At 68.9% G+C, this 26,841-nt stretch carries 29 protein-coding genes; 18 read left to right on the top strand and 11 right to left on the bottom strand.

Annotated elements, in window-relative coordinates; translation table 11 throughout:
* The first annotated feature begins 333 nt into the window (after positions 1 to 333).
* From CKO43_RS25650 to CKO43_RS05265, 17 genes are read left to right on the top strand one after another with little or no spacing between them, the layout of a single operon-like run.
* Positions 334 to 702: a hypothetical protein gene (locus tag CKO43_RS25650; protein ID WP_207184884.1), complete on the top strand. Its 369-nt coding sequence runs from the start codon at positions 334 to 336 to the stop codon at positions 700 to 702.
* A gap of 9 nt (positions 703 to 711) precedes the next feature.
* On the top strand, positions 712 to 1,209 hold the full coding sequence (locus tag CKO43_RS05190) for a lytic transglycosylase domain-containing protein (RefSeq protein WP_200378033.1): 498 nt from the start codon (positions 712 to 714) through the stop codon (positions 1,207 to 1,209).
* On the top strand, positions 1,206 to 1,487 hold the full coding sequence (locus CKO43_RS05195; RefSeq protein WP_242481058.1) for a TrbC/VirB2 family protein: 282 nt from the start codon (positions 1,206 to 1,208) through the stop codon (positions 1,485 to 1,487). The genes CKO43_RS05190 and CKO43_RS05195 overlap by 4 nt, the downstream gene beginning before the upstream one ends.
* A 7-nt stretch (positions 1,488 to 1,494) precedes the next feature.
* Entirely contained in the window at positions 1,495 to 1,827 is a 333-nt protein-coding gene (locus tag CKO43_RS05200) for a type IV secretion system protein VirB3 (protein ID WP_200378034.1), read from the top strand.
* Positions 1,811 to 4,300: a VirB4 family type IV secretion/conjugal transfer ATPase gene (locus CKO43_RS05205; protein WP_200378035.1), complete on the top strand. Its 2,490-nt coding sequence runs from the start codon at positions 1,811 to 1,813 to the stop codon at positions 4,298 to 4,300. The genes CKO43_RS05200 and CKO43_RS05205 overlap by 17 nt, the downstream gene beginning before the upstream one ends.
* Positions 4,297 to 4,701, top strand: a complete 405-nt coding sequence (locus CKO43_RS05210; protein ID WP_200378036.1) for a hypothetical protein — start codon at positions 4,297 to 4,299, stop codon at positions 4,699 to 4,701. Before CKO43_RS05205 ends, CKO43_RS05210 begins: the two co-directional genes overlap by 4 nt.
* A gap of 24 nt (positions 4,702 to 4,725) precedes the next feature.
* A complete protein-coding gene (locus CKO43_RS05215; RefSeq protein WP_200378037.1) occupies positions 4,726 to 5,784 on the top strand; it encodes a type IV secretion system protein in 1,059 nt (352 codons plus the stop codon).
* 22 nt (positions 5,785 to 5,806) lie between these two features.
* Complete coding sequence (gene virB5, locus CKO43_RS05220) at positions 5,807 to 6,502, top strand: P-type DNA transfer protein VirB5 (RefSeq protein WP_200378038.1); 696 nt, start codon at positions 5,807 to 5,809, stop codon at positions 6,500 to 6,502.
* 20 nt (positions 6,503 to 6,522) lie between these two features.
* On the top strand, positions 6,523 to 7,290 hold the full coding sequence (locus CKO43_RS05225) for a virB8 family protein (RefSeq protein ID WP_200378039.1): 768 nt from the start codon (positions 6,523 to 6,525) through the stop codon (positions 7,288 to 7,290).
* Positions 7,287 to 8,186 (top strand): TrbG/VirB9 family P-type conjugative transfer protein, encoded by a 900-nt coding sequence (locus tag CKO43_RS05230; protein ID WP_200378040.1) that lies wholly within the window; start codon positions 7,287 to 7,289, stop codon positions 8,184 to 8,186. The genes CKO43_RS05225 and CKO43_RS05230 overlap by 4 nt, the downstream gene beginning before the upstream one ends.
* A complete protein-coding gene (gene virB10 / locus CKO43_RS05235) occupies positions 8,183 to 9,544 on the top strand; it encodes a type IV secretion system protein VirB10 (RefSeq protein WP_200378041.1) in 1,362 nt (453 codons plus the stop codon). Before CKO43_RS05230 ends, virB10 begins: the two co-directional genes overlap by 4 nt.
* Positions 9,544 to 10,626 (top strand): P-type DNA transfer ATPase VirB11, encoded by a 1,083-nt coding sequence (virB11, locus tag CKO43_RS05240; RefSeq protein ID WP_200378042.1) that lies wholly within the window; start codon positions 9,544 to 9,546, stop codon positions 10,624 to 10,626. Before virB10 ends, virB11 begins: the two co-directional genes overlap by 1 nt.
* Positions 10,627 to 10,661: 35 nt before the next feature.
* Entirely contained in the window at positions 10,662 to 12,566 is a 1,905-nt protein-coding gene (locus tag CKO43_RS05245; protein WP_346728210.1) for a type IV secretory system conjugative DNA transfer family protein, read from the top strand.
* A gap of 17 nt (positions 12,567 to 12,583) precedes the next feature.
* Positions 12,584 to 13,216: an OmpA family protein gene (locus CKO43_RS05250; RefSeq protein WP_200378044.1), complete on the top strand. Its 633-nt coding sequence runs from the start codon at positions 12,584 to 12,586 to the stop codon at positions 13,214 to 13,216.
* A gap of 36 nt (positions 13,217 to 13,252) precedes the next feature.
* The gene (locus tag CKO43_RS05255) at positions 13,253 to 14,407 is read left to right on the top strand and encodes an LPD7 domain-containing protein (protein WP_200378045.1); all 1,155 of its coding nucleotides are present in this window, start codon (positions 13,253 to 13,255) and stop codon (positions 14,405 to 14,407) included.
* A gap of 4 nt (positions 14,408 to 14,411) precedes the next feature.
* The gene (locus CKO43_RS05260; RefSeq protein ID WP_200378046.1) at positions 14,412 to 15,476 is read left to right on the top strand and encodes a DUF1173 family protein; all 1,065 of its coding nucleotides are present in this window, start codon (positions 14,412 to 14,414) and stop codon (positions 15,474 to 15,476) included.
* A 32-nt stretch (positions 15,477 to 15,508) separates the two neighbouring features.
* Positions 15,509 to 15,958 carry an H-NS family nucleoid-associated regulatory protein gene (locus CKO43_RS05265; RefSeq protein WP_200378047.1) on the top strand — a complete coding sequence of 150 codons (450 nt, stop codon included), beginning with the start codon at positions 15,509 to 15,511 and terminating at the stop codon, positions 15,956 to 15,958.
* A 37-nt stretch (positions 15,959 to 15,995) separates the two neighbouring features.
* Here the strand turns inward: CKO43_RS05265 and CKO43_RS05270 are convergent, their stop codons facing one another.
* The 5 genes from CKO43_RS05270 to CKO43_RS05290 all read right to left on the bottom strand — a co-directional run bounded on the left by CKO43_RS05270 (position 15,996) and on the right by CKO43_RS05290 (position 20,468).
* Entirely contained in the window at positions 15,996 to 17,615 is a 1,620-nt protein-coding gene (locus tag CKO43_RS05270; protein ID WP_200378048.1) for a hypothetical protein, read from the bottom strand.
* Between the two features lie 38 nt (positions 17,616 to 17,653).
* Positions 17,654 to 17,932 carry a hypothetical protein gene (locus CKO43_RS05275; RefSeq protein WP_200378049.1) on the bottom strand — a complete coding sequence of 93 codons (279 nt, stop codon included), beginning with the start codon at positions 17,930 to 17,932 and terminating at the stop codon, positions 17,654 to 17,656.
* A 256-nt stretch (positions 17,933 to 18,188) separates the two neighbouring features.
* A complete protein-coding gene (locus CKO43_RS05280) occupies positions 18,189 to 18,845 on the bottom strand; it encodes an SOS response-associated peptidase (protein ID WP_200378050.1) in 657 nt (218 codons plus the stop codon).
* Between the two features lie 113 nt (positions 18,846 to 18,958).
* Positions 18,959 to 19,891, bottom strand: a complete 933-nt coding sequence (locus CKO43_RS05285; protein WP_200378051.1) for a relaxase/mobilization nuclease domain-containing protein — start codon at positions 19,889 to 19,891, stop codon at positions 18,959 to 18,961.
* Entirely contained in the window at positions 19,869 to 20,468 is a 600-nt protein-coding gene (locus tag CKO43_RS05290) for a hypothetical protein (protein ID WP_200378052.1), read from the bottom strand. Before CKO43_RS05290 ends, CKO43_RS05285 begins: the two co-directional genes overlap by 23 nt.
* 262 nt (positions 20,469 to 20,730) lie before the next feature.
* Here CKO43_RS05290 and CKO43_RS05295 point away from each other — a divergent pair, with 262 nt between their 5' ends.
* The gene (locus tag CKO43_RS05295) at positions 20,731 to 21,174 is read left to right on the top strand and encodes a GNAT family N-acetyltransferase (RefSeq protein WP_200378053.1); all 444 of its coding nucleotides are present in this window, start codon (positions 20,731 to 20,733) and stop codon (positions 21,172 to 21,174) included.
* A 233-nt stretch (positions 21,175 to 21,407) separates the two neighbouring features.
* Here CKO43_RS05295 and CKO43_RS05300 read toward each other — a convergent pair whose 3' ends face one another.
* From CKO43_RS05300 to CKO43_RS05325, 6 genes are all read right to left on the bottom strand, one after another.
* Positions 21,408 to 22,406, bottom strand: coding sequence for a ParB/RepB/Spo0J family partition protein (locus CKO43_RS05300; RefSeq protein WP_200378054.1), 999 nt, complete (start codon positions 22,404 to 22,406; stop codon positions 21,408 to 21,410).
* A complete protein-coding gene (locus tag CKO43_RS05305; protein WP_200378055.1) occupies positions 22,396 to 23,208 on the bottom strand; it encodes a ParA family protein in 813 nt (270 codons plus the stop codon). The genes CKO43_RS05300 and CKO43_RS05305 overlap by 11 nt, the downstream gene beginning before the upstream one ends.
* A complete protein-coding gene (locus CKO43_RS05310) occupies positions 23,205 to 23,591 on the bottom strand; it encodes a DUF7673 family protein (protein ID WP_207184885.1) in 387 nt (128 codons plus the stop codon). The genes CKO43_RS05305 and CKO43_RS05310 overlap by 4 nt, the downstream gene beginning before the upstream one ends.
* A gap of 112 nt (positions 23,592 to 23,703) precedes the next feature.
* Entirely contained in the window at positions 23,704 to 24,582 is an 879-nt protein-coding gene (locus tag CKO43_RS05315; protein WP_200378056.1) for a DUF932 domain-containing protein, read from the bottom strand.
* A gap of 80 nt (positions 24,583 to 24,662) precedes the next feature.
* Positions 24,663 to 25,121 (bottom strand): single-stranded DNA-binding protein, encoded by a 459-nt coding sequence (locus tag CKO43_RS05320; protein WP_200378057.1) that lies wholly within the window; start codon positions 25,119 to 25,121, stop codon positions 24,663 to 24,665.
* A gap of 868 nt (positions 25,122 to 25,989) precedes the next feature.
* Positions 25,990 to 26,775, bottom strand: coding sequence for an enhanced serine sensitivity protein SseB C-terminal domain-containing protein (locus CKO43_RS05325; protein WP_200228276.1), 786 nt, complete (start codon positions 26,773 to 26,775; stop codon positions 25,990 to 25,992).
* Positions 26,776 to 26,841 lie beyond the last annotated feature (66 nt).

The following is a 26,841-nucleotide window of genomic DNA, read 5'->3' on the forward strand; positions in this document are numbered from 1 at the left end:
GCCGGCGTTGGGGTAAAAGTCGCACTGCCGGCCGGCTGGAAAGTGCCAAAAATCCATCGTCCAATTTGACTGCGTCTGCTCCTAGAGTGTGTTCATCAGCCCAGCTGACGAACCCTCTGGAGGACGGCAGTGCACCAGCGACTCTCCGATGACGAACAGCGACCTTCCCCGCCCGCACACATCGGTGCGACGCGCAGTCTAACGGTCCGCACCGCGGCACTGGCCTGCGTAGCCGCATCCCTCGCGGCCGGGCCCCAGCAAGCCAACGCCCTCGACGGCTGCCTCGTCCTCCTCTGCCTCGCGGCCCCCAACTGGCACGCCATCCCCCAGTGCGTGCCGCCGATCCACCAGCTCTTCCACGATCTGCGCCGCGGGCGGCCCTTCCCGACCTGCGACATGGCTGGTCCTGGCAACTCGTCGAACCACCGCTGGGCGATCGCGCCAGCCTTCTGCCCGCCGCAGTACACCCACGAAGTCTCCAGCGGGAGCGGCACCGAGTACGTCTGCGACTACAGCGGCGCGGTCTCGGTCCAGGTCGACGGCCAGCTCTGGAGCCGTACCTGGTGGAGCCGCGGTGACAGCGTCACCGAGTTCACCGACGCCGCGAAGGCCGGGCTCCAGGAATGGAACACGCGCTTCGATGAAGACTTCGCGCGCTGGAAGGCGAGCCAGCCTCCCGAGGCGCCGTCATGCGAGTGCTGAGCGTTCGCCATGCAGACCGCCGAACTCGCCGCGCTCGTGCTGGCCTGTGCCCCGCAGGTGCATCCGGCCACGGCATTGGCGCTGATCGCCACGGAGAGCGGCGCCAACCCCAACGCGATCGGCGTGGTGGGCGGCCGGCTGGTCCGGCAGCCCCGGCACCGGCAGGAGGCTCTGGCCACCATCGGCAGTCTGGATCGCGGCGGCTGGAACTACAGCGTCGGGCTCGCGCAGATCAACCGGCGCAACTTCGCACGGCTGGGCCTCGATGCGGCGTCCGCGCTCGACCCCTGCGCCAACCTGGCCGCGATGCAGGTCGTGCTGTCCGAGTGCTACGGCCGCGCCTCTCGTCCGGCCGTCCCCGGACAGCGCGCACTGCGTCAGGCGCTGTCCTGCTACTACAGCGGCGACTTCAGCACCGGCCTGCGTCACGGCTACGTGCGCAAGGTCGTAGGCGCAGCAGCCGCATCCCCTTCTCTCCCCGTCAGCACCTCGAAGGAGTCGCCATGAAGTCTCGCCTCGTTCCGGTCCTGCGTCGCCAAGCCGTCCTGGCGGCAGCCCTGCCCGCTGGTGCCTTTGCGCAAGGGTTCGAGAAGATCAACACGACGGTCACCAACGTCAACACGATCCTAGTGACGATTTCGATCGCCGTCGTCACCATCGCGATCATCTGGGCCGGCTTCAAGATGATCTTCCAGGGCGCCCGGCTCGCCGACGTCGCCAACGTGCTGATCGGCGGCACGCTCGTCGGTGGCGCGGCGGCCTTCGCCAGCTACATCGTCGCCTGAGGCCGGCATGGTCGCCGAACCGATCTACAAGGGCGCGACGCGCCCGGCGATGAAGCTGGGCATCCCGCTCGTGCCGCTGGTGCTGCTGGCCGGCACTTCGATGCTGCTGGTGCTCTGGGGCGGCATCCTGGTCAGCTGGTGGCTGGCACTCGCCGTCGTTGCGGCTGTGGCCCCGGTGCTCGTCTGGATGCGCTATGTCACGCGGCGCGACGACCAGCGCTTCCGCCAGATCTTCGTCTCCATCCGCCTGCGGCTGCACGACCGCAACCGCCGTCACTGGGGCGGGCGAAGCTACTCGCCCACCATCTACCGGGGAGGCCGCGATGCGTGGCACGCCTGAGACCTGGCTGCGGCGGCCGCCTCCGCCGCCCCGCCCTGCTCCGCTGCAGCCGCGCCTGTGGAAGCAGGCGCTGGCCGAGCATCCGCTGGCGCGCGTCGTGCCGTTCTCGTCGCTGATAGGGCCGCACGACGTCATCACGCGCGGCGGCGACTACCTGCGCATCTGGCGCCTGGAAGGCGTGCCCTTCGAGTGCGCCGAGGAAAGCGTGGTGACCGAGCGCCACGAGGCGATGTGCAGCCTGCTGCGCAACCTGACCGGCGGGCAGTGGGCGGTGTGGATGCACCGCCTGCACCGGCGGGTGCATGACGCCCTGGCAGACCCGGCGCAGCCGGGCTTCGCCCGCCTGCTGTCGCAGGCCTACCAGGCGAAGCTGGCCGAGCGGCCGCTGATGAGCAACGAGGTCTACCTGACGCTGGCCTACCGGCCGCAGGCCTCGAAAGTCGGGCGCGCGCTGCAGTCGACCCGGCGCTCGCGCGAGCAGATCGCGGGCGCGCAGGCCGAGGCGCTGCGCGTCATCGAGGAGAAGGCCGCGCTGGTGGAACGCACGCTGCGGGGCTTCGGCCCGCGCTGCCTGGGCGAGCGCGTGCAGCACGGCCGGTGCTACAGCGAGGTCGCCGAGTTCCTCGGCCTGCTCGTCAATGGCCACTGGCGGCCCGTGCCACGGGCGGCCGGCCCGCTGTTCCGCACGCTGCCGGTCACGCGGCTCACCTTCGGTGGCGACAAGCTCGAACTGCGGCACGGCGGCGACGTGCGCTACGCGGCGCTCGTCGACATCAAGGAGTACGCCGACGACGTGCAGCCCGGCATCCTGGACACGCTGCTCTACGAGGACAGCGAGTTCATCGAGACGCAGAGCTTCTCGATCCTGCCGCGGCGCGAAGCGCTGCGTGCGCTCGACCTGCAGCGCAGCCAGCTCGTCGCCAGCGACGACGTCGTCGAGAGCCAGATCGCCGACATGGACGTCGCCATCAACGACCTCGGCGACGGCCAGTTCTGCATGGGCGAGTACCACTACAGCCTCGTCGTCTTCGGCTCCGACGTGGCCGACGCCGGCCGCCGCGCCGCGCGTGCCGTCGGCGCGGTGGGCGAGGCGTCCAGCCTGCAGATGGCGCCGATCGACCTCGTGGCCGACGCCGCCTGGTTCGCCCAGATGCCGGGCAACTGGCAGTGGCGCCCGCGCGAAGCCAAGCTGTCGTCGCGCGCCTTCGCGGCACTGGCCAGCGCGCACAACTTCCCGCGCGGCAAGCGCGACGGCAACCCCTGGGGTGAGGCGCTGGCGCTGATGCGCACGCCCTCGGGCCAGCCCTTCTACCTGAACCTGCACAGCAGCCCAGAAGGCGAGGACTCGCTGGACCGCAAGCTGCCCGGCAACACGCTGCTGATCGGCTCCACGGGCGTCGGCAAGACCACACTTGAGATGTTCCTGCTGGCGCTGACGCGCAAGTGGGAGCCGGCCCCCCGGCTGGTGCTGTTCGACCTGGACCGCGGCTGCGAGATCGCGATGCGTGCGCTCGGCGGGCGCTACTTCAAGCTCGAAGCCGGCACACCGACCGGCTGCAACCCGCTGCAGCAGGAGCCGACGCCGGCGCGACTGCAGTTCTGGCAGCAGCTCGTGCGCACCTGCCTGGAGACACCGGCCCTGCCGTTGCTACCGGCCGACGAACGCGCCATCGCCGACGCGGTGCAGGCCGTGGCGCTGATGCCGCGCCCGCTGCGCCGCTTCTCCACGCTGCGCCAGAACCTGCCGAAGGCCGGCGCCAACAGCCTGCACGATCGGCTGGCGCGCTGGTGCCAGGGCGGTGCGTTCGGCTGGGTGTTCGACGAGGCCGACGACCACCTCGGCGACCTGCAGGACACCGCGATCGTGGGCTTCGACACGACCGAGTTCCTGGACCTGCCCGAGGTGCGCACGCCGGTCATGCTGTACCTGCTCGACGTGATGGAAGGTCTGGTCGACGGGCGGCGCCTGATCTACGTGATCTCGGAGTTCTGGAAGGCGCTCGACCACCCGATCTTCAGCGACTTCGCCAAGCAGAAGCAGAAGACGATTCGCAAGCAGAACGGCCTGGGCATCTTCGACACGCAGAGCCCGTCCGACGTGCTGCGCCACCCGATCGGCCGGACGATGGTCGAGCAGAGCGTGACGAAGATCTTTCTCGCCAACCCCGAGGCGGTGCGCGAGGAATACGTCGACGGCTTCGGCCTCAGCGAGGCGGAGTTCGAAATCGTGCGCAGCCTGGGCGCGCGCGGCGGCCGGCGCTTCCTGGTCAAGCAGGGCCACAACAGCACGCTGTGCGAGCTGGACCTGTCCGGGCTGGACGACTTCGTCACCGTGCTCTCGGCCACCACCGACAACGTCGCGCTGCTCGACGAGCTGCGGGCGCAGCTTGGTGACGATCCGTTTCGCTGGCTCCCCGAACTTCAGCGCCGGGTCCACGATCGACGCCTTCAGGCATCGAGGAGCCGGTCATGAAGCGTCTCGCACTGTTCGTTCTTCTCGCCGGCTGCTCGGCAGCCGCTCCGGCCCTGGCCCAGTACGTCAAGGGCAACGAGGCGGTCCGCTCCGGCCGCGCCGAAACCCCACCGCTGCTGAAGTCGATGAGCCGCATGCCGGCCTGCGCGGCCGACGCAGGCTGCCATGCCGGGCCCTGGCACATGGTGGAGACCGCCGACGGTCTGCGCGAATGCACCGAGCCGACGGCGCGGCCGGGCACTTGCCGGCCGTCCAGCTACGGCAGCCGCAAGCTGGCGCGGCTGTGGGTCGTCAAGCGCGGCACCACCTGGCAGTGGTGCCAGTACCCCGACATGGGCAGCCGCTGCGTCGACATGCACGCCCGGCCCCCGGCCAACCTGCTGGTGGCCGTCGTCCAGTGACGGCGGCAGCGCGGAGGACGAACGATGTTCACCTGGCTCGGATCCCAGCTCGACACGCTGCTCGGCGGCTACGTGCTCGGCGTGGTCTCGGCGCTGGCCAGCGCGCTCGCGCCGCTGGCACTGACCGTGTTCACGCTCTGGGTGCTGCTGTTCGGCTGGGCGGTGCTGCGCAACGAGGTGCCCGAGACGCTGCCCACCTTCCTGTGGAAGGTCGTGCGCATCGGCTTCGTCTTCGCGTTCGCGCTGCAGGCGGGCTTCTACGTCGGCAACGTCGCCGACACGGCCAACGGCCTGGCGATGGGCGTCGCGTCGACCTTCGTGCCGGCCGGTGCGGACCCGGCCGTCGTCAGCTCGCCCTACGCGCTGCTGGACCAGTTCAACGACCGGGCCAGCGAGCAGGTGTCGGACATCATGAAGGAGGCCAGCATCTTCCGGCTGGACCTGCTGTTCGCGGCCGGCGTGTTCTCGCTCGGGTCGGTGGTCTTCCTCTGCATCACGCTGTTCGTGGTGTCGCTGTCCAAGGTCTTCCTCACCTTCGTCATAGCGGTGGGCCCGCTGTTCATCCTGTGCCTGGCGTGGCGGCCGACGCAGCGCTTCTTCGACAGCTGGCTGTCGATGCTGCTGAACGCCGTCGTGCTGACCTGGTTCGCGTTCTTCGCGCTAGGCATCAGCACCTTCGCGGGCAACCAGATCTACCAGGCCATCAACTCCGGCGGCGGCTTCCTGGGCGAGGCGTTCAACGTGCTGTCGGAAGCCACGCGCTACTGCATCGTGATGATCCTGATGGGCATCGTCTGCTTCCAGGCGCCGGGGCTCGCCGCGGCGCTCACCGGCGGTGCCGCGGTGCAGCAGGGCGTGCACATGCTGCAGAACGTGCTCATGGTCGCCGGCCTGCGCTCGGTGGCCGCCTCCCGCGGCGGTGCACCGGCCGCGCTCGCCAACACCGTGCGCGCCGGCGGCGGTCTGGCCTACACGGCCGGCCGCGCCGCAAGCTCGGCCGCGCGCGCACTGCGCGCACCCGCCGGACAGGCTGTGCCACGGCTGCCGGCCTATCGCCTCGCCGCCCAGCGCGGCGCTGCCTGACCCGTCCTTGAAGGAGTCCCGCATGAACCCGTTCAAGCGCCTCGTCCTCGTCCTGACGGTCGCCGCGGCACCGCTGGCCAGCCACGCACAGGGCATCCCGGTCTTCGACCGCGCCAACCTCGCGCAGTCGATCGAACAGGTCCTGCATGCCGTGACGCAGATCGAGAACCAGCTTCAGCAGATCACCGAACTGCAGCACCAGTTGGGCAGCATGAACGGCTACCGGGGCCTGGGCACGATCGCCAGCGACCCGACGCTGAACGACTACGTGCCGCCCGACGCCCCCGCCCTGCTGGGAGCGGTGCAGAGCCGCGGCTACGCCGGCCTGACCGGCACCGCGAAGGCGTTGCGTGACGCCGGCCTAGTCTACAACTGCCAGGACCTGGACGGCGACGCCCGCATCCGCTGCCAGGCCGACCTCGCGCGGCCGTACCAGCACAAGGGGCTGCTGCAGGACGCGATGGGCGCCGCCAACGGCCGCATCGCGCAGATCCGCACGCTGATGTCCCAGGTGGACGCGACCACCGACCAGAAGGGCGCGCTGGAGATCCAGTCGCGCATCGGCGCCGAAAACGCCCAGCTCGCGCACGAGCTGACGCGCATCCAGATGCTGCAGGCCATGGCCGACAGCGAGGAACGCATCCAGCGCTCGCGTGACCGCGAACGCCAGTACGAGACGCTCGGCCGCACGGGCCGGGTCTCCGCCTACCTGCCCTAGCAGCCCCCAGGAGACGCCCCATGAAAGCAGTGCCCGGCCTGGGCAAGGCCGCTGCATGGCCGGATGACGCCGGCACGGCCGTTCCCGAGGCGGCGGACGATGCCCCCTACCGCGTCAACCGCGACTGGGAAGTCGACCGCACGCTGATGCTCGAGCGTTCGGAGCGCCGAGCCTGGCGCGTGGCCTGGACGGCCGCGGCGTTCGGCGTCATCGGCATCGCGGCGGTGTTCGTGCAGGGCCCGCTGCGCCGAATCGTCGAGATCCCGATCGTGGTCGACCGTCTCACCGGCGAGACGACGATCCAGCAGCGCCTGGACGTGGAGACCATTCCCCGACTCGAAACGCTGGACAAGCACAACCTCGCAACCTTCGTGCGGGCGCGCGAGGGCTATAGCTGGATGTGGCTGCAGCGCGACTTCGACCAAGTCGCACGCATGGCCGTGCCGACCGTGTTCGCCGACTACACGCGGCTGTTCGAGGGTGACGGCGCGCTGCAGAAGAAGATCGGCGCCACCGAGGAGTGGCGCATCCAGATCGTCGGCGTGCGCCTGTCGCCCACTGGCCGCAGCGGCAACCGCGGCGAAGGCACGGTGACCTACGAGAAGGTCGTCCGGCTCACCGAACGCGCCCTGCCCGACGTGACGACGCGCCACGTCGCCAGCATCGTCTACGAGTACCAGCCGCAGGTGCTGGCCCGCGAACGTGACCGGCTGGAGAACCCGTTCGGCTTCGTCGTCACCGCCTACCGCTCCGATCCGGAGATCGCCACGGCCGGAGGCAAGCCGTGAGCCGCCGGTGCATCCCCTGGCTCGTGTGCTCCCTGCTGGCTACCGGCTTCGCGGCCCCGGCCACCGCGGCCGATGCGCGCCTGCGCACGGTGGTCTACGACACGAACGCCGTGGTCACGGTCTCAGTGCGCCGCGGCGTCGTCACGCACGTGCTCCTGGGCGAAGACGAGGTGATCCGGCAGCTCGCCGCTGGCCAGGGCGGCGACTGCACCAAGCCCGAGGCCCTCTGGTGCATCACGGCGCAGGCCGGCGACCGCAGCATCTTCGTGAAGCCTAAGGCGGGTGCCGCCGTGCCGAACAACGTCGCCGTCGTGAGCGACCGCCGCACGCACGCGTTCCGCTTCGTCGTCCTGGCCGATCAGGACCGGCGGGAACCCGTCTACCGGCTCCTGGTGACGCCGCCGGCGCCGATCGGCCCGTCGCGCGGGGCCAGCGCCAACCTGCAAGCGGCGCCGCTGCCGCTTCCCGATCCGCCCTCCGATGCCGAGCGTCTGCAGGAGCGCCTGTCGGCGGCACCCGAGGTGGTCAACGCCTCGTACTCGATCGCAGAAGGCAAGGGCTCGTCGGACATCGTGCCCACGCTGGTCTTCGACGACGGGCGGTTCACCTACTTCCGCTTCCCGGGCAACCGCGAAGTGCCGGCGGTCTTCCATGTGCTCGGCGACGGCAGTGAGACGCTGGTCAACAGCCGCATGGAGGGCGAACTGCTGGTCGTCGACCGCGTCAGCCGGCTGCTGAAGCTGAGGGCGGGCAGTGCCGTCGTCGGCGTCTGGAACGACGCCTTCGACCTGGATGGTCGTCCGCCCGTCGACGGCATCACGGTACCAGGCGTGGCGCGGGTCCTGAAGTCGCCCGGCGAACCGACTCGCGAGCCCGGGACAGGAGAGCGGCCATGACGAACGACGCGACGCACACGCCGCCGACATCCGACCCGGCCGAGCCGGAGGATGGCCGCGTGCAGCCGCTGCCGGGTGAGCCCGGCATCCCGAACGTCGCCACGGCACGAGGCCCGGCGATGTCCAGGAAGGGGCTGCTCGCGGTCGCCCTGCTGGTCGTCTCGCTGGTGACAGTGTTCGGCGTCTCGATCGCGCGCTTCGGCGCGGGCGGAGCGACGTCGGGTGAGCCGAAGCAGGCACCGGCCGCGAACCGGCCATCGGCCGCCACGGCGGAGCCGAAGCGTCTGGACCTGGCGGCACGACCAGCGTCGCCCAGCTCCCAGGCCGGCCATCTGGTGCCGGCGATCGACCCGGCAGCCGATCTGCCGGCGGAGCCCATCGGCGTACGCCGAACGGGGGACACCCGTCCGGTGGATGGTGCGCCTCGGGCGACAGCGCCCGAGGACGCCCCCGTCCTGCTGGTGACGAGCCGCCCCTCCGAAGGCCCCCGAACGGCGGCACCCACTTCGGAGGGACACCCCGAGGAGGGCCCGCTCGACGAGACGCGCCGCAACCTGGACGCCTACCAGCGCCAGCTCCGCGAGCTGATGCGCTCGCTCGACCCGTCGGCGCCCTCCTCGGCAGTCACCCCGATGGGGCGCCTGCTCGGGAGTGCCTCCGGTCGGGTGCCCCCGAACGCAGGCACCTCGAAGGGTTCCCTCTTCGGAGGCCAGCTCGAAGGCTCGACCACACCGCGGGTGGCCGCCGGAACCCTTGGAGACCGAAGCCTGACCCTGCCCAAGGGCACCGCCTTCACCTGCGCGCTCAAGACACGCGTCATCAGCGCGACCTCGGGCATGGTGGGCTGCCAGGTGCAACGCAACGTCTACGGCGACGACGGCCGCGTGCTGCTGATCGAGCGCGGCTCGCATCTGGACGGCGAGTACCGAATCAATGCCGTGCGGCCCGGCATGGTGCGCATCCCCGTGCTGTGGACCCGCATCCGCACGCCGCACGGCGTCACCGTGGATGTCGAGTCGCCCGGTACCGGGCAGCTCGGCGAGTCCGGCATCGAAGGTCATGTCGACAACCGCTGGGGCGAGCGCATCGGCGCCGCGATGCTGCTGTCGCTGATCGACGACTCGGTGCAGCTCGTCGTCCAGAACCAGACCAGCCAGCGCGACGCCGACACGATCGTGCTGCCGTCGACCACCGGCAACACCAGCAAGCTGGCCGAGAAGGTGCTGGACAGCACCATCAACATCCCGCCGCTGATCTACCAGAACCAGGGCGGCATCGTCGGCATCTACGTCGCACGCGACGTCGACTTCTCGTCGGTCTACGAGCTGCGGCCCGGCGGGCCGCTGGAGCCGCGGTGATGCACGCCGACATCGAAGCCGGCCGGCGCGACGGAGCCGCCTGGAACGGCGACGCCACCTCGGTCACCGAGTTCCTGCGGCCGCTGCAACAGCACCTGGACGCGCCCGGAGTGCTGGAGGTCTGCATCAACCGGCCGGGCGAACTGCTGGTCGAGACCGGCGACGGCTGGCGCACCCTGCCGGCGCCTGAGATGACGCTGGAGCGCTGCCTGTCGCTGGCCACCGCGGTGGCCACCTGGACCGACCAGCAGGTCAACCAGGAACGCCCGCTGCTGTCGGCCACGCTGCCTGGGGGCCAGCGCGCGCAGTTCGTCATCCCGCCGGCAGTGACGCGCGGGACGGTCTCCATCACGATCCGCCGCCCGGCCGACGTCATCCGGACGCTGGACGACTTCGACCGCGAAGGCCTGTTCGCCAGGGTAACGGCCGCCGCGCGTTCCCCCACCGTCCTGGATTTCGAGCAACAGCTGCTGGAACTGCAGACACAAGGCCACTGGGCGAAGTTCTTGCGGCTGGCGGTGAAGCAACACCAGACCATCGTGGTCAGCGGCCGAACCGGCTCCGGCAAGACGAGCCTGATGAAAGGCCTGTGCGATGAGGTGCCGCGCCACGAACGACTGGTGACCATCGAGGACACGGCCGAACTGGATCTGGCAGGCCACACGAACGCCGTCCACCTCTTCTACAGCAAGGACGCCCAGGGCACCGCCCGCGTGACCGCGAAGTCGCTGCTGGAGGCCTGCCTGCGCATGCGGCCCGACCGCATCTTCCTTGCCGAGCTGCGTGGCGAGGAGTGCTTCTCCTTCGTGCGGTTGGCGGCGTCGGGGCACCCGGGCAGCATCACCACCGCCCATGCCGGCAGCTGCGCACTCGCGTTGGAGCAGATGGCCCTGATGATCCGCGAGAGCGGCGCCGGCGGCGGGCTGCGCATCGACGAGATCAAGCAGTTGCTCGCGATGGTCGTCGACGTGATCGTGCAGATCGAGCACGACGAGCGCGGCCGGCATGTCTCCGAAGTGCGGTACCAGCCGCGGGCCTTGCGACTGGCCCGCGGCACGGCTGGCTTGGGAGGCGGTCAATGAACGGCGCGCCGGACCGTTGGTCCCGTGCGCGGGTTGTGGCCGCGGCCACCTTCGGCGCCGTGACGATCTCGCTGCTGGGTGCGCTGGCGCTGCATGCCTCGGCCGCGCTCTTCCTGCTGCTGAGCGGCGCGGACGTGCGCCAGGCGCGCCCGCTGGCCTATCTGGACTACTGGCGGCTCTACGGCGACGACGCTGTGCTGCGCCGCAGGCTGGTCGTGGCCGGCACGGGCGCAGCCGCCGTCGGCTTCGTCGTGCTGCCTGCGGCGGTGTTCGCCGCCATGCGTCGAAAGCGGCCGCTGCACGGTGCCGCCCGTTTCGCGAACGGTGCGGAGATCGCGGCGGCGGGCCTGCTCGCCATGCCGGCGTCCGGCCCGGCCATCCTGGTGGGCCGGCTCGGCCGCCGCTACCTCTCACTGCCCGGACAACTATCGGTGATGCTCTCGGCGCCCACGCGCAGCGGCAAGGGCGTCGGCATCGTCATCCCGAACCTGCTGAACTGGCCGGACTCGGTCATCGCGCTCGACATCAAGGGCGAGATCCACGCGATCACGGCCGGCTTCCGGGCCGCCTGCGGACAGGCCGTCTACGCCTTCTCGCCGTTTGACGAGCAGGGCCGCAGCCACCGCTGGAATCCTCTGTCGCACGTGCGCACCGGCCCGCTGCATCGCATTGGCGACCTGCTGGAGATCGGCCAGGTGCTCTATCCCAACGACGGCGGCCACACCTCGTCGGAAGCCTTCTTCAACGACCAGGCGCGCAATCTGTTTCTCGGGCTCGGGCTGCTGCTGCTGGAGAGCCCCGACCTGCCTCGCACGATCGGCGAGATGCTGCGCCAGTCCTCCGGCCAGGGACGCTCGCTGCGCGAGCACCTCAACGACACCCTCCGCGGGCGGAGGGAAGCAGATAACCCACTGAGCGACGAGTGCGCCGATGCGCTGCAGCGGCTGCTGGGCAACTCCGACAACACGCTTTCCAGCATCGTCGCGACGTTCAATGCGCCGCTGACGATCTTCGCCGATGCGGTGGTCGACGCCGCCACCAGCGCCGACGACTTCGACCTGCAGGACCCGCGCCGCCGCCGCATGTCGGTGTACGTGCGCGTGCCGCCGCACCGGCTGGCCAGCGCACGGCCGCTGCTCAACCTGTTCTTCTCGCAGGTCGTCAGCCTGAACACGCGCACGCGGCCCGAGGAGGACGCCTCGCTGCGCTACCAGTGCCTGCTGGTGAACGACGAGTTCACCGCGATGGGCCGTGTCGGCATCGTCACCAGCGCGGCGGCTTTCCTGGCTGGCTACAACGTGCGCCTGCTGACGGTGGTGCAGGCGATGTCGCAGCTCGACGCCGTCTACGGCGACAAGGAAGCGCGCACCTTCGCGACGAACCACGGGCTGCAGATCCTCTACGCCCCGCGCGAACAGCGCGACGCCGACGAGTACAGCGCCATGCTCGGCACCTTCACCGAGCGGGCGACCTCGCGCGGCCGGAGCCGGGCCCTGGGCATGCGCAGCCACACGACGGTGAGCCGCAACGAGAGTGACCAGCGCCGCCCGCTGCTGCTGCCGCAGGAGTTCAAGGAGCTCGGCAGCGAGCGCCTGGTGCTGATCCTGGAGAACTGCAAGCCGGTGCTGGCCGACAAGATCCGCTACCACCGAGAGCCGGTCTTCCGCGACCGGCTGCGGCCCGCGCCGGCGGTGCCGGCGATGGATGTCGAGCTGCATCTCGCCCGCGTGCAGCGCCGCGTCAGCGAAGCGCCCGAGGAGATCGGGCCGGACGACGGCTTCTCGCTGGAGCAGCTCGCGCATGACTTTTCGTCAGTGCCCCCGCTCGCGGAAGACGCCGGGCCGGAAGAGATCGGCGGAGTGGTGGACGCCTTCTTCGCCCAGACGCGGGTGGCGAAGGCCGCCGCCGGGGGCGAGATCGAGCAAGTGATCTGCGAATGACGCCAAGGAGAAACACCATGCGCCCTGCCCTCAACGCACTCGCGCTCGCGCTCGCGGCCAGCGTAATGGCCGGCTGCAGCTCGGCGCCGCCACGGCCGCCCGAAGCGGACGAAGCCAGCCGGCGCCCGGCCAACACAGCCGCCGCCGTCGAGCTGCAGGCTTGCCGCAGCGGCCTGCAGAACAGCCGGATCGCCGCCACCGAAGCCCGGCGCGAAGCAGACGTCGCCCGCACCCAGGCCCTGCTGATGCAGGCGCGCGCCGCCGCGGCGACGCCGCCGGCAGCCAACACGATCTTCGTGATGCGGTTCCGCCCCGGCAGCAGCGACCTGGATCTGTCGGCCGACGAAGCACGCCAGATCGCGGAGGCCGCGCGCGACGCGCCGCTGGTGGTGCTGCGGGGCCGCACTGACGGTGCCCGCGAGAGCGCGGCCGAGAGCCGTGTCGCGCGCGAACGTGCGGCGACCGTTCAGGCGTGGCTGGTGCGGGCCGGGGCGGACCCGGCCCGCGTCCGGGCCACCTGGCAGCCCGTTGGCGACCACGCGGGCGACAACGGCATGGAGACCGGGCGGGCGCTCAACCGCCGGGTCGAGATCGAGATCTATCGGACCGCGCCGCGGTTCGTCGCCGCCGGCCAACCGGCAAACCCGTGAGCTTCAACGCGTGCTGCGCACGCCAGCGAGGTGACCATGGATCAGGACAGCACCACCGGACCCGACCGAGGCGGCAGCGTCGAACCCGCGGACCGCGCCGCCATCGCGAAGGCACGCGCACAGACGCCGCCCCAGCGCGGCGAATCCTTCGAGCTGCGTGACCCGTTCAACGAGACGACCTATCGCGCGCCGACGATGAAGGAGATCGTCGCGCACGCCGACCGGCTGCAGGCCACACGCATCGTCGCCGTGGGCGAAGACGGCTCGCGCACGCCGATCCACAAGATCGGCGGCCATTGGGAGCGGCAGCCGACGCTGCGTCCTCACCCGCCGGCACCGGAGCAGGCCGTCAGCGACGAGGCAGGCACCACGAACAAGCGGGCAGCCCCACGCGAGACCACCGGCCGCGACACCCCGCCGCAGCCTGAAGCCTTGAAGCCTGCCACCGCGCCGACGGCCCGCGATGAACTGGAGGCACTTCGCGCGGCCCGTGCCGCCGAGATCGAAGCCGGCCTCAACGAGCGCTACATCGTCAAGCACGCAAAGTTCACCGGCGACCTGATGCCGCTGCGCCGGACCGATTACCGCTTCCGCGGCGACGTGCAGCGCGTGGCCTTCACCGAGATGGCGTTCAAGCTAACCACCGACCAGGACCACCCGTCCGTCGCACGGTCGATGGTCGACGTGGCCGAGGCACGCAACTGGAAGGCGCTGCGCGTCACGGGCAGCGACACGTTCAGGCGCCAGGTCTGGCTGGAAGCCACCGTGCGCGGCGTTCGAGCGCTGGGCTACGAGCCCGACGCCGCCGACCTCCAACTCGTGCAGCGCGAGCGGGAGGCCCGCCAGCACCACCGCATCGAACCCGCGCGGGAACAGGCGACCTCGCCTGCCGACGCCTCTACCGATGGCGCCAAGGCCAAGGGCAGCACGGGCCGCGGCGGTGGTGGCCGCAAGGCAGTGCTCGCGGCGCTGGAGGCGGTGCTCGTGGACCGCAAGGTTCCACCGAAACAGCGCGCCGCCGTGATGGCCGCCGCCGAACAGAACCTTGCCAGGCGGATGCGCGACGGCGAGGCGCACCGCGTGAAGGTCTACGACGCGCAGGCGCCCTCACGACGCACGGAGCCCACGCAGACGCGAGATCCTTCCCGCGTGCCGGCCGCGGAGCGTGCCTTCACTCAGCCGACGAGGTGAGGCGATGCACGCCGCAACTACGGCCGTGGCGACCAAGCAGCCGGTCTATGCGGGGATCGAAGAAGCGATGGCGGCCGGACACCACCGCGACGACCGGCCGCTTTGTCTGTGCGTGCCGGGCGGCGTACCGATGTACCTCGCCCGGCACGGTGATCGTCTACTGGTCAAGCGCATGCCGCTGACGGGCTGGCAGCACGCGCCGGAGTGTCGGCACCACGAGCCGGGGCCGCAGCGCGACCACCGCGGCAGGGACGCCGGTTCCACTGATACGGGGGTGACGCCCGGCGTATCGAAGCCCGCTTCGGCATCTCCTGGTCTGCCGGGTGGGGCTGCCGACCAGCGCGAGGAAGTCGCCCCTGGCAACCGCATCTCGCTGCTCGCGCTGCTGCACGAACTTTGGACGCGCGCCGAGCTGACCCGCTGGCATCCGGGTTTCGCCGGCAAGCGCCATTGGGGCGTCGTTCGCCGCCACCTGTTGTTGGCCGCCCGGCAGACGCGCACGCACACCGGCATGCTCGCCGAGCGCCTGTACGTGCCGGAGGTCTTCAACGTTGCGCGCGCAGACCAGATCTGGGAGCGGCGTGAGGCCCGATGGCGGTCGATGAGCGGCGCTTCCAGCGAAGTTCCATTGATGGTGGTCGTCGGCGAGATCAAGGCGCTGCGCCACGCCTGCGGCTTCGTCGAGGTCCGGCTGAAGCACCTGCCCGACTGTCCGTGCGCCCTGCGCGAAGCGGCGTTTCGAGCCGTGGAAGCCAGGTTCGGTGACGAGATTGCCCTGTGGAGGGCTCACGGGGACGTGCACCTGGTCGCCGCAGCGACTGCGGTCGCTGCCAGCGCAGGGCCGCCGGCACTGCTGGAGCTTGCGCTGATGGCGTGCAACGCAGGGTGGATCCCAGTGGCGAACGAAGACGAACGGACCTTCTTCGACAAGCTCGTCGTCGAGGACAAGCGCTTCGAGAAGATCCTGGGCCCGGTGCGCGCCGCCCGCGATGCCACCGATGCGCATTCAGCCCCGCGGAGGACGGCGGAGATGACCGTCGAGCACCAGGCCGAAGCCAAGACCCCGTAGCATCTCGCGCAATGGCACTGGGAAATCGGACGTTGGAACTTCTGCCGGAATGGGAAGAGATGGGCGCGGCCGCGCGCGAGCGCGCCGCCCGAGAGGTCCGTGAGCTTGTGAGCCGCTACGGGATCAGCGAAACGGACCTTCGACGCGTGCTGGACGATGTCGAGCGGGAGCGCGAGAAACAGGCGCTGATCGAAAGCCGCAGGGCCGAGCAAGCGCATCGACTAGCCCGAGAACGCGCCCTGCATGTCGCCCGGCAACTGGTCGAATTCTGGCGCATCGAGCCGCGAGAACTTACCGGGCGCCTGCCAAGTGCAGCACGACCCGATGCGATGCTAGCCGTCAAGTACCGTCACCCTGTGACGGGCGAGTCTTGGAACGGGGCGGGTGCGCAGCCCGAATGGATCCGCCGGGCGCTGGGGAAGGAAGGCTATCGAGTCGCGGAGCTTCGCGCGGACGCTTCAACAGCGGCAGAAGACTCCTGACCCCGGGCTTGGATACTCAAACTGATGTGGTCATCGGTCAAAATCCATCTGGAATGGAATGTATCAACGAGATGCTTGCTCGGTCAGAAGGTATATGAAACATCAGTTTCTCGCCTTCAGCCAGCGCCAGTGATTCTGCGAACTGACTTTCCTGAGCCCACGCATCGAAGTCACGCAAGCTTAGCGATTTAAGTGCACGCAACTTCTCAACCAGAGCAACAAAATTGAAGTATCTGGCGAGCAAGTATTGTTCCATCGCTTCATCATTGATTTCAATGTGCTGCTCGCTGCGGTGCACCGCCATCACTATGTGCTTGAGTAGATTCTTCGTAACCGTCGGCATCTCCCCGCCGCCTAAGCTCTCACTCAAGATCGCGTGCCTGGCGTGAGCGCGTCCATGCACGCGGGGTCGCACCTGCGTGCTGTGAAGGTGAAACCACATGAAGCAGAACGCGCTAGTGTTCAAGATAGTATTGAAGATACCCTCGGCAGCGTGTTCACCGTCGCTGTGTGCGATACGACGCAGGTAACCAGGGATGCGCTCATCCTCACGGATGATCCCGAGCGCGATATCTAGGATCTGCTCACATTGTTCATTGGAAATTCCACGCGACAATGGCTTACCTTCATCGGCGCGCATTTTCAGCACATCCTTGACAAGCTCCATTAGGAGGTCAAGATTTTCGTACTGCTTCTGGCCCTCGGACTTTTCGCATAAGTCCATATACGCGTTCTCAATGTGGATACCGCGATTGTAATAGTAGACAATGGACTCAATGAGTTTCGGCGCATACTCATGCAGATCAAGGTAGTGCGCGCTGTACTCAAGGAAGGCACGATTCAACCCCAGATGGTGCAAAAGCAGCGCGAACAAGGGCACACGTACACCTTTGGCGGCTTTCGCCTTGGGCTTAAATTCATCCGGGATTGTATTGAGAACTTCGGCATTAGCCTTCCATGATCGAACGCTGGCTGCACTATTCTCAATGGAAGTTCTTCGAATGAAAGTCGCCACCCTGTTGCTGACCGGATCCTTGGCGAGGACAGCCTCAGCATCGAGCAGAAGATAGGCATATAGCCCCAGATCCTGGTGGATAAGCCCCCACTCATGACTTCGATAAATCCGCGGCGATATTCCCCCCCCAGATTTAAGAAACAGGTTGTCGGCGATTGCTTTGCCTGCAAGCCCACGGTCACTCAGAACACGAGCAAGACTTTGATAAAGCAGTTTTACGAATTCGGCACGAATCTCACTGTGCTCTGCAGTCTTGGCATCGGACTCGGTTCTTTGGGACGACTCAAAATCCAAGTCAGCGAGAAATTCCAGCAAATTCTTGTGCGAGCAGTACTGACTCAAATGACCCATAGCCTTCTCGTGTTCCGGCGACGTGTTGGGCTGGGTCATCCAGTCGGATTTAAGCAAGTTCAGGCACTCATAAGGCACGCAAACGAGGCATGCCTTGGCCCAGTTGTAATAGCGTTGTTTCATGGTACTCAAAACAAGGCTCAGGAAGTCCAGCTCTTCGTTGAGTTCACGATTTTCATCGTGGTTAAGCTCGGACACGTAGCCGGCCCATTGCGCATCGGTCCAACTCAAGATGGACTTGACTGTCTTGAGAGTGGTACGCAGGTCCACGGATTCAAATTCTTCGGTCATGACTAAAGATCGAAACGGTCGCAGCTCGTGGCAGAATCTCAGTTGCTATTGCGCTCGCCAATGTGTGTGAACCGGAAGTTGTTGCTGGCGCTGGGAGCCTTGGTGCGTTTGCGCGCCTCATGACAGGGCATGATCCCTTGAGCCAGCATCGTGTGATACTGAAGCAGATGGGTCGCCATGCCGATGGCGTCGAACGTACTCAGGTTCGGGTTGTGGCTAGCAAGCGTTTTGGAAATCAGGTTGACAGCCTGCATGGGCCCATGCTCGGCAACCAAGCGATTTCCGGCGTAGGCATCCTTGCCGGCGGTCCAGGCCAAGTAGACAGGTTTCGACATAAAAACTCCAGGGCGGGCGGTTACAGATGCGCCAATCGTCGTCGTTTCAACCCCAACCCGAAAGCAAAGCTGGCTCAAGTGGGACCTTCCAACGACCGCTCCCGGGAAGGGAAACGTGAGTTCACGGTACGGCCGTGGCCGACTGCAACCACTGCACACCGGTCGCCCTCCGCCTTCGCGGTCGCAGGGATGACCACTTGCGGCCCGCCAGCCTTGGACGCACGGCTGCCCTCGCCTCTCAGGACATCGGCCCCGCGTCGTACCCCCTGACGTCGGCAAGCCGCACGAGAGCAACGGCGTCTCGTTGGGTGCCGAAGATCCACTGATCAACGTCGCACAGTTCGATCGGCACCACCGATCGCTTGTCCTGGCGGTCTGCAGGCAGCGTCGGATCAGGCTTGTGCATCCTGCTCATCAGCGGGCAGGCGTCCGCGTTGATGGTGAGCATCGTGTAGCACTCGACGATCTCGCCTGTCGCCTTGTCGGTCCAGGTGCTCCAAAGGCCCGCCAGCCCCCAGGGCTGGCCATCGGCCCGCCTGAAGCGCCACCAGCCGTTGCGCCCTGTCTCCCAGTTCGGCTCGTCGAACGACAGTGCCGGGATGATGCAGCGCCGCCCCTTGGCCCAGGCATCCCTGTACGAGGCCTTCTGGGCGAGTTCCTCGAAGCGAGCGTTGTTCGTCGAATACGTCAGCTTCGCACTCTTGGCGAACCAGGGAATCAGACCCCATTGGCCGACGACCACCTCGCGCTTGGCCTCGCTGTCGTCGCGCGCAGCACGGATGAACGGTCCCTGGGCTCGCGGGAAGATCTCGGCTACGCTCCAGGGCTGGCGGGCACCGACATGCCAGTAGCGTTCGACGGCCGCAGCGTCGGGAGCGACGTACCGGTTGCACATGGGCGGATGGTAGATGCACAGCCCTTCGCCACGAACCGCTCGATGAGAGGGCCCGAGGCATCGGACGCTGGCTCCTGGCGCTGAGTCAGGACGACCCGGCTTTCCGCTGCGGCTCAGCCGCGGTGTGGCCCACACATCTCGCGTTCCTTGTCCTGCGTCCGATCAAGCTCGCGCAGATGCGCCCGCACACCCGCAGCCAGTCGTTGATCCCCGGGCGATGCTGAACGCTGCAGCGCGTCAGCGATCTGCGACCAGGCGTGCCGGCCCTCGTCGAGGGTCCGACTCGACGCCGGGGCCAGCTGCCCAGCGGGCCGGTCGCGCAGCAGCCGGCCTTCCGCCCTCGCCCTCTGCTGCCATAGCGCGTCGTATCGCCGGGCGATCCCGCGAGTGCCCTGCCGGGTGGCCTCGGCATCGATGCCCCAGCCACGCAGCTTCTCCGCGAAGGTCTCGCGCCAGCGGTGCAGGTCGGCCTTGCGCGGGTTGAGCCGGTGGCCATCGGCGCCTTCGGCACGCACGCTGAGGTGCACGTGCGGGTTGGCCTGATGGTCGTGCAACACCATCACGACCTTGTGCCCTGCCAGTTCCTCCCGGGCGAACTCGCGGGCGGCCCGCAGCACGATCTCGGGCTGCGTCGACCCGCGCGGCATCGACAGCATGATGTTGAACGCCTCGCGCCGCGGGCTCTCATCGCCGATGAGCGAGCCACCGTAGCGCCACTCGTCGGCCAGCTCACGCAGCGCGTCCTTGCCTCTGAACGTCTCTCCACGCTCGTTCTCGATCTCCAGCCGCCCGTTCTTGCTGATGTAGCGGAAGTGCGCGGCGATTGCCTTCATGCCCCGGCCGCCGCCGGTGACCTTGACCATGACCTGCGGCGCTCTCCGGATCACGGCGGCCTCGATGCGGCGGCGGATGGCGCCGGCCCGCTGGTGAAGCGGCGGAAGCCGTAGCCGCGGTTCGGGCCTTTCGGCCACACGACGGTTGCCGAGGTAGAAAAGCCGGTCGCCCCATTCAACCAGGACGCCGTCAATCGACTTCGGGTCGGGCATGTCGCCTCCTCGGGTGGGTGGAGTGGCGGGAGGGCTTCGGCCAGCGTTCGGACAGCAGTTCGGCGCTGAGCGCGAGGTGCGCGCGCACGTCGGCGTTCAGCGTGTCGAGGCTCTCGCGGTACTGGCGGGCGGCGTCGACGGCGCCCATGCGCAGCAGCGATGTCAGGTGACCCAGATGGCGGCTGACGCCGGCGAGTTCGGCGTTGGAGCTGGTCAGGGCGGCGAGTTGAGCCTCGCGCTGTTCGGCCAAGAGGACGCCGCCGTCTGCACGAACCGCCGCGAGAACGAAGACCCCGACAGGAAGGCCTGCCGTTGCAGCGCGCGCGGCGAGTTCACGCGCTTCGTCGGCGGCCAAGCGCAGACCGATGCGCACACGGGGCCGGCCGCAACCCACAGTCTCCGGCGAAGCTGGCTCTTCCGTCCCGCCGACACCGGCGGCCGCAAGCGCCTCGCGCACTAGCGCCGAGACGGACACGCCGCGTGCCGCGGCGCGCGCCAGCAGCGCGGGCTTCATGCCCCGCAAGTCCACCGTGACGAGGTCACGGTGAGCAGCGGCCGAAGAGGTGGCGGAGTCCATCGCGGATGGCCTGTCTTACATCGGCGCCACGGCGCCTATCCTGCACTCATCTGGACTTCAGTATTGGTCTGGATCGTTGCTTGGCCGGCGCTGGATTCGGGCCGAGTTCCAGCACGATGAGCGGAGCCCAACAAGAGCGTCGGACGCAGCCCAGCTCGGCGACTTGAAGGAAGGCGGGCCTCGGGCAACGGTTGCCGCTGTTAAGCCGCTGAACACTCGAGGGGGCCCCCGAAACGAGCAGTGCGGCCGGCACAATGGTCGAATGACTGCCACGTGGACTGTGCGCACAGTCGGCCCCGACGATGCAGCGAGCATCGCCCGGCATCGTTACTTCCGGGGCGAACCGCAGGAAGACCTCGACGCCTATGCCGCGTGGGTCGTCTCGTGCATCGAGCGCGGGACATACATCGGCTTCGTCGTTGAAGCCGCAGGCCAGGTGGTGGGCGGCGCGGGTGCCGTCCTGCTCGACTGGGGGCCGACGCGGGGCGAGGCATCCGGCACTCGCGCACGCATCGTCAACGTCTACACCGAGGTGCCTTGGCGTAAGCAAGGCATCGCCAAGGCGCTCGTCGACAAGGTGATGGACGCCTGCGCCGAAGCGGGTGTCCGTGTCTTCAGCCTTGCGGCGTCGGCAGAGGCGTCGGCGATGTACCGCGCCCTGGGCTTCGTGCCCTACGCCAACGAGATGATCCTGCGGCGGGGTTGAGGCTCGCCCGCGTCCACGGGCGGCAGACGTTGCCGTACTGCCTGTGTGCGCAACCACCGCGCCTCCGGCGTGCTGCACGCGCAGTGGCGACGCTGGAGGACCTTCTGGACTACAAGGCGCCTCGTCGCGTGGCCAAGTAGGGACCAGGCCAACCCAGCACGAGGAACGCCGGCCGACAGTTTCACGGGCCGCCCTCCGCGTAGGCCGCGCCGGGCCGCAGACTCCGATAACCGTTATACGAGGGCGCGGACGAGGCGCAGCTGTGCGAGGCGCCCCATCTCGACCTCTGCGCGCTGGATGCCGTCCGGCAGCGAGACGAATACGTGTCCGGCGCGCCGCGGCAAGGCGTCGAGGATGACGACGACTTCTTCATCATCCAGCGTGGCCAGCAACTGCAGCAGCTCGCGTGGGTCTCGCGCTGACGGCGGCCCGGAGGGAACCGGCTCAGCCTTAGGCTCGGGAACGGGCGGCTCGGGTGGTGGTGGCGTGACAGCCGCAGGCGCGGGCGGTTCGGTTGGCGAGCGCCTTGCGGCCGCAAGGGCCGGCGTTCTTGGCGGGTCGGCAGGCAAGCGATCCTGTGGCGGCTCCCCGGCACGAAGATCGTCCTTGAGCCGTTGCACCGCGGCTCGGGTGACCTCCGCGCCGCTGGCCAGCCAGGCGGCCACGGCGTCGGGCTGTGCCTCGTGCAGACGCCTCAGTTCATAGAGTTCAGCCAGCCCCCTGCAGCGGCGGCTGCGGTAGAGCTCCATCACCAGGTCAGGCGGGTCGATCAGGGCTGCAATGAAGGTGAGATAGCCCCGTGACTTGCCGAGCCGCCCTGCCACCTCCGCCTGCGTCTCGCCTGCCAGCATCCTCCGCTGGACGAACAGCGCCAGCTCCAGCGGCTGCAGGTTCTGACGCTGCTCGTTCTCGATGACCTGGTCGTAGCTGTCGGCGGCCAGGTCGACGAAGGCGGGCACGGTCTGGCGCCCGGCCATGCGCGACGCACGCAGCCGCCGCGCGCCGAAGTTCAGCATCCAGCGGCCAGGCTCGTCGGGATGCGGGCGCACCGACACCGGCTGGCGCACACCGCGCTGGCGAATGGTCTCGGCGAGTTCGGCCAGCGGCTCGTCGTCGAACTCGAAGCGCGGCTGCTCGGGGTCTTCGTCGATCGTGTCGATCGGAAGTTCCAGCGGTGCGCCGCCGGCCGGTGCGGGCGCGGCGTCGTCCAACACGGTCAGGTCAAGCGGCATGGTGCGGCTCCTGCGGGTCGACGATCTCGGCCAGGCGCCGCATCGTCGGCTCGATCTCGGCCCAGGCGTCGCGCGCGGCGGTCTTCTTCATCTCCCAGAGCAGGTCGCCGCTCGCCTGCGCCTCGGCGACCGCCGAGCGCTTGGGGATGAACGCGAACTCGCCGGGCTTGTCGGTCAGCGGGATCAGCAGCGACTGGTGGTGGCGCACGATCTCGGCGAAGTTGGCGCGCTGGAACGGCGTGGCCTCGACCATCACCGGTAGCAGGCCCACCAGTTGCAGCGCCGGGTTCAGCAGCGCGCGGATTTTGTGTACGCCGACGCGCGGGTGGTTCAGCAGGCCCCGCACGCCGTCGATCGCCTCCTGGTTGAGCTGGATCGGCGACAGCACGAAGTCGGCCGACGCCAGCGCGGCGATGAGGCGGATGTCGGGGTTGGGGTTGGTGTCGACGATGCAGACGTCGAAGCGGCCGGCCTGCGCCCGCAGGAAGGCGCGCAGGTTGCGTGCGAACGGCGTGTGCTGCGCCGGCTGGCGTTCGAGCCAGAGCAGCGGGTCGGCGGCCGGCACGAGCACGAAGGGCTCGGCCGGCACGTCGACCTGCGCCTGGGTCAGCAGCAGGTCGGCCGTGACGGATGCCACCAGCGGACGCCTGGAGCGCTGCAGCACGCTGCTGAGGTTGCCCTGGTGGTCCAGGTCCACCGCGAGCACGCGCCGGCCGGCGCGGCGCAGGTGGTGGGCCAGCAGCGTGGCGACGGCCGACTTGCCGACACCGCCCTTCTGGTTGGCGAGCACGAGGGTCTTCATCGCGAGCCTCCGGCGTCGGGCGTGGCGGCAGCCGGGATGAGGCCCCAGGCGCGCAGCACCTGCAGCACGCGGCGCTCGCCGTCGGGCACCAGGCGATGCAGGTCCTGCTGGCCCCAGCGCAGCGCGTCCAGGCAGGCCAGCATGTCGTCGCTGATCTCGACGTCCAGCATGCGAAGCTCGAACGGATCCCAGCGGAAGGTCGCGCCGTCGTGCACGCTGGCGATGAACCCGGCGATGCGGGCGACCTGGCCCGAGTCGTGGTGCTCGGCCAGGCGCAGCAGGCGATCGAAGGCCTGAGCGCCCTTCTCGGTCGCCGGCGTGGCGCGCTGCGTGTAAAGGAAGAACGCGTCGATCACGCGTCTGACGTCGTCGGTGTCGTCCATGGCAGGCTCCCGCGGCCGCGGCGGCCGCACTGACCTCTGATGGTCGGCGGACCTGGCGTCCGCCGACGCGCTGGATTCGGCCCCGGATCCAGCGCCCGGGGCCGGGTGCGGCTCAGGCCTTCAGCTTGCGCATCTCCTCGGCCAGCATCCACAGCGCGCGATTCAGGCTCACGGCGCGGTCGATGCCGTTGACGGCCCGGGTGAGCGTGCGCCGGCCGCTGGCGGCACGGCCGGGCTGGCCACCGTGGATGACGTTCTCCTGCACGCGCTGGAAGGTCGTCCACAGGTTGTGGCCCAGGTCCTCAGGCCGCCGGGCTTCGACCAGCTGCTCGGCCGTCACCGGCGCCGGCACGTGGCCGCCATCCTCCAGCGCGCGCTCGCCGAAGCGCAGCGCCAGCGCCGCGGTCGCGAACGCGATCTCCTCGCCGTGCTCCAGCGGCAGCGCCTTCATGGCCTCGGCGTGCTCGTCGACTTCGTCGAACTCGTCCAGCACCCGGAACGCGCCTTCGATGACCTCGCCGCGCACGTCGCCCTTGTGCGGGATGCGGATGTCGTCGACCACGTCGCCGACGATCAGGCCGTTGCAGCAGACGAAGCGGAACAGCCCCGCGAGCATCTGGTACGAACTGCCGCCGTCGTGGCTGTTGATGAGGATGATCTCGTTGACGGTGTCGCGCGCCCGGGTCTCGGTCGCCTGCACCTGGCCGGCATGGCGCAGCCGCAGCATGTGCTTGGTGAACGCACGCCGGTCCTCAAGCCGGCTGTGGCCCTGCGCGGCCATGTAGGGCTCGAAGCCTTCGCGCTTCAGGCCGCGCAGCACCTCGATGGTCGGGATGTAGGTGTAGCGCTCGGAACGGCTGACGTGCTTGCCCTCGGCGAACACCGAAGGCGCCACGGCGCGGATCTGGTCCTCGGCCAGCGGCTCGTGGCTGCGCAGGACGTGGGTGCGGCGGCCGAAACGCGTGGCCAGCGTGGGATGGATGGTTTGCATGGTGGTCCTCGTGCAATGGATGTGGACCCCGCGGGGTCCGCGGTGCAGGGGTCCGGCGGGACGGCGCCCGCCGGAAGCGTTCAGGCTTGGGACTGCGGCCGCGCCGGGCGGCGGCCGTTGACGGGCTTGGCGACGGGCGCAGGTGCCGGCGCAGGCGGTTCGGCCCGGCCCTCGCTGCGCGCCCGGCGCGCCTCGGACTCGGCGCGGCTGTCGAGGTAGTCGATCTCCTCGGCCGTGAACGCCAGGCCGTAGACCTCGGCGCCCTCCGCGTTGCGGTAGTTGTTGTTGCGCACGCGGCCCGTGACGTTGACGTGGCTGCCCTTGCCCAAGTACTCGGCGGCGTTCTCCGCCTGCCGGCCCCACAGGGTCCACATCAGCGAGGTCGCCTCCTCCTCGCGGTCTTCGCCGCTGCCGCGGCGGTTGTTGGAGATCACGGTAATCGTCGCCTTCGCGACCCTGCCTTCGCGGCCGTTGACGTACTCCAGGCGGACAGGGCCGGCCAGATGAGCGTTGCGCTGCTCGACTCGAACGTTTGCCATGGCGATGCACTCCGAAAACGAGACGACCAGCGCTGTCCGGGATTCGGGCTGCTGAAAACTGATCCTCTCGCTCGGACTCCCTCGCTCCCGCCCCTTTGGGGCGGGCGGGGGGTGGGGTGCCTTCGGGAGCAGCGCGAAGCGATGAGCCGGTTCACCCGGCCCACCGCATTGAAGATCCCCCCACAAGTCCCCCTCGCCCGTCATGGGGGGCTTGTGGGGGGAACGCGGTGGGTCGCAACCGGCGAGCGCGCGGGTATGGAGAGAGGGCCCGGCGAGCAGCGGCAGGCGTGACAGGCGCAGCCTGGCGCGCCGGACGCCGCCAAGGGCCCGCCCACGGACACGATCCCCGGCAGCTACGCGGCCGGCGTGACACCAAGCGAAGCGACTGGCGCGACGGCCGAGCCGGGGCGAGCACTAATCTGCACCCCGGCTGCCCTGCATTCGGCTGTTGGCTGTCTGGCTGTTCGGCTGCTGGTGTTCGGTCTTCAGCAGCGGCCCGGCGACGGGTTTGGCGGGTGTCCGGGGCGACGATCTGGCCGGTGTCGCGAAGAGCGCAGCGTCCCGCAGGGCGAAGCGGCGCCGGTCAGTTCGTCGAGCGGGCCGCGCTCACGCGCAGCGGGAGGGCAACCAGGCCCGCGATCCCCGGACACGGGACAGGGCCGCTGCCCCTCATTTCCGCCGGCGGCAACGCCGGCCTGTTCGTGTTCGCGTCAGGGATGGCTGCCCGGCAGGGGCGAGACACCGGTAAGCCGGTGGCTCGACGCGAAGCGCAACAGCCCGACCCTGCGCAGCGGGGAGACGCCCAGCCCCAGCGCCACCACCCGCCCCTGCACCGATCCCACCCCAGCCATGACAGCAGGCACAGGACTCACCGTCTCCCGAAGCCCAGCATCGAACGCAGCAGCCCCCCAGACCGCCGCTCATAGAACGGCTCCACCTTGTTCCTGAAGTACGCGCTGAGCCCCGACACCTCGTCCGCGACCACCGTGAAGTCCACACCCATCCCCGCCGGTACCGTCTTCTCCACCACGGCACCCGCCGCCTTGAACGTCGAACGCACATCGCCATCACCGGCAATGCCCACCACGAACCGCGGATCCTCACCGTCAGCCGGGTTCCGCATCAAGGCCAGATACGCCGCCCTCACCTGGGCATTGCCGGAAAAGTGACGTCGAAGCGCTTCCAGCATCTCGGTCGGCAACTGAGCCGGCTGACCGATCGTCACCCGCACCTCCCGGTCCAGCACACGCTCATCCATCGGCGCATCAGCACCCATCCGCAGCAGTGCCGCGACCTCATCGGGTGCGAACTCCTTGCCGTACACCGACATCGGGTCCAGCGTCAGCGTCGCACCCCGCGTCAGCTCGAACAGCCCACGAGCCGCCATCGCCAGGTACGGAACATCCCGCGGCGTCGCCCGCTGCAAACCCTTGAGCGTCGTGAAGAACGGGATCACGGACGTCCCGTCACCCTTGCGCCACTCCTGCAGCGCCACACCCTCACCCGGCGCCAGCAGCGCTTCGCCGGCCGGACCTTCTGATCGCCCGACCACGAACACCGTCGACTGCAGCAGCAGTTCGAAGAATGCCGGACGCCGCGCCGGGTCCGTCGCAGCCTCACGCAGCGCGCGCTCGAGCGTGTCATCCGTCTGCATTCAGAGCCCTCCCAAAGCAGCAACGGCCGCACGAAGAAGTTCACCTTCAGGCCACAACGACAGCGC

Source organism: Rubrivivax gelatinosus (assembly GCF_016583785.1).
GTDB classification, from domain to species: domain Bacteria; phylum Pseudomonadota; class Gammaproteobacteria; order Burkholderiales; family Burkholderiaceae_C; genus Rubrivivax; species Rubrivivax gelatinosus_B.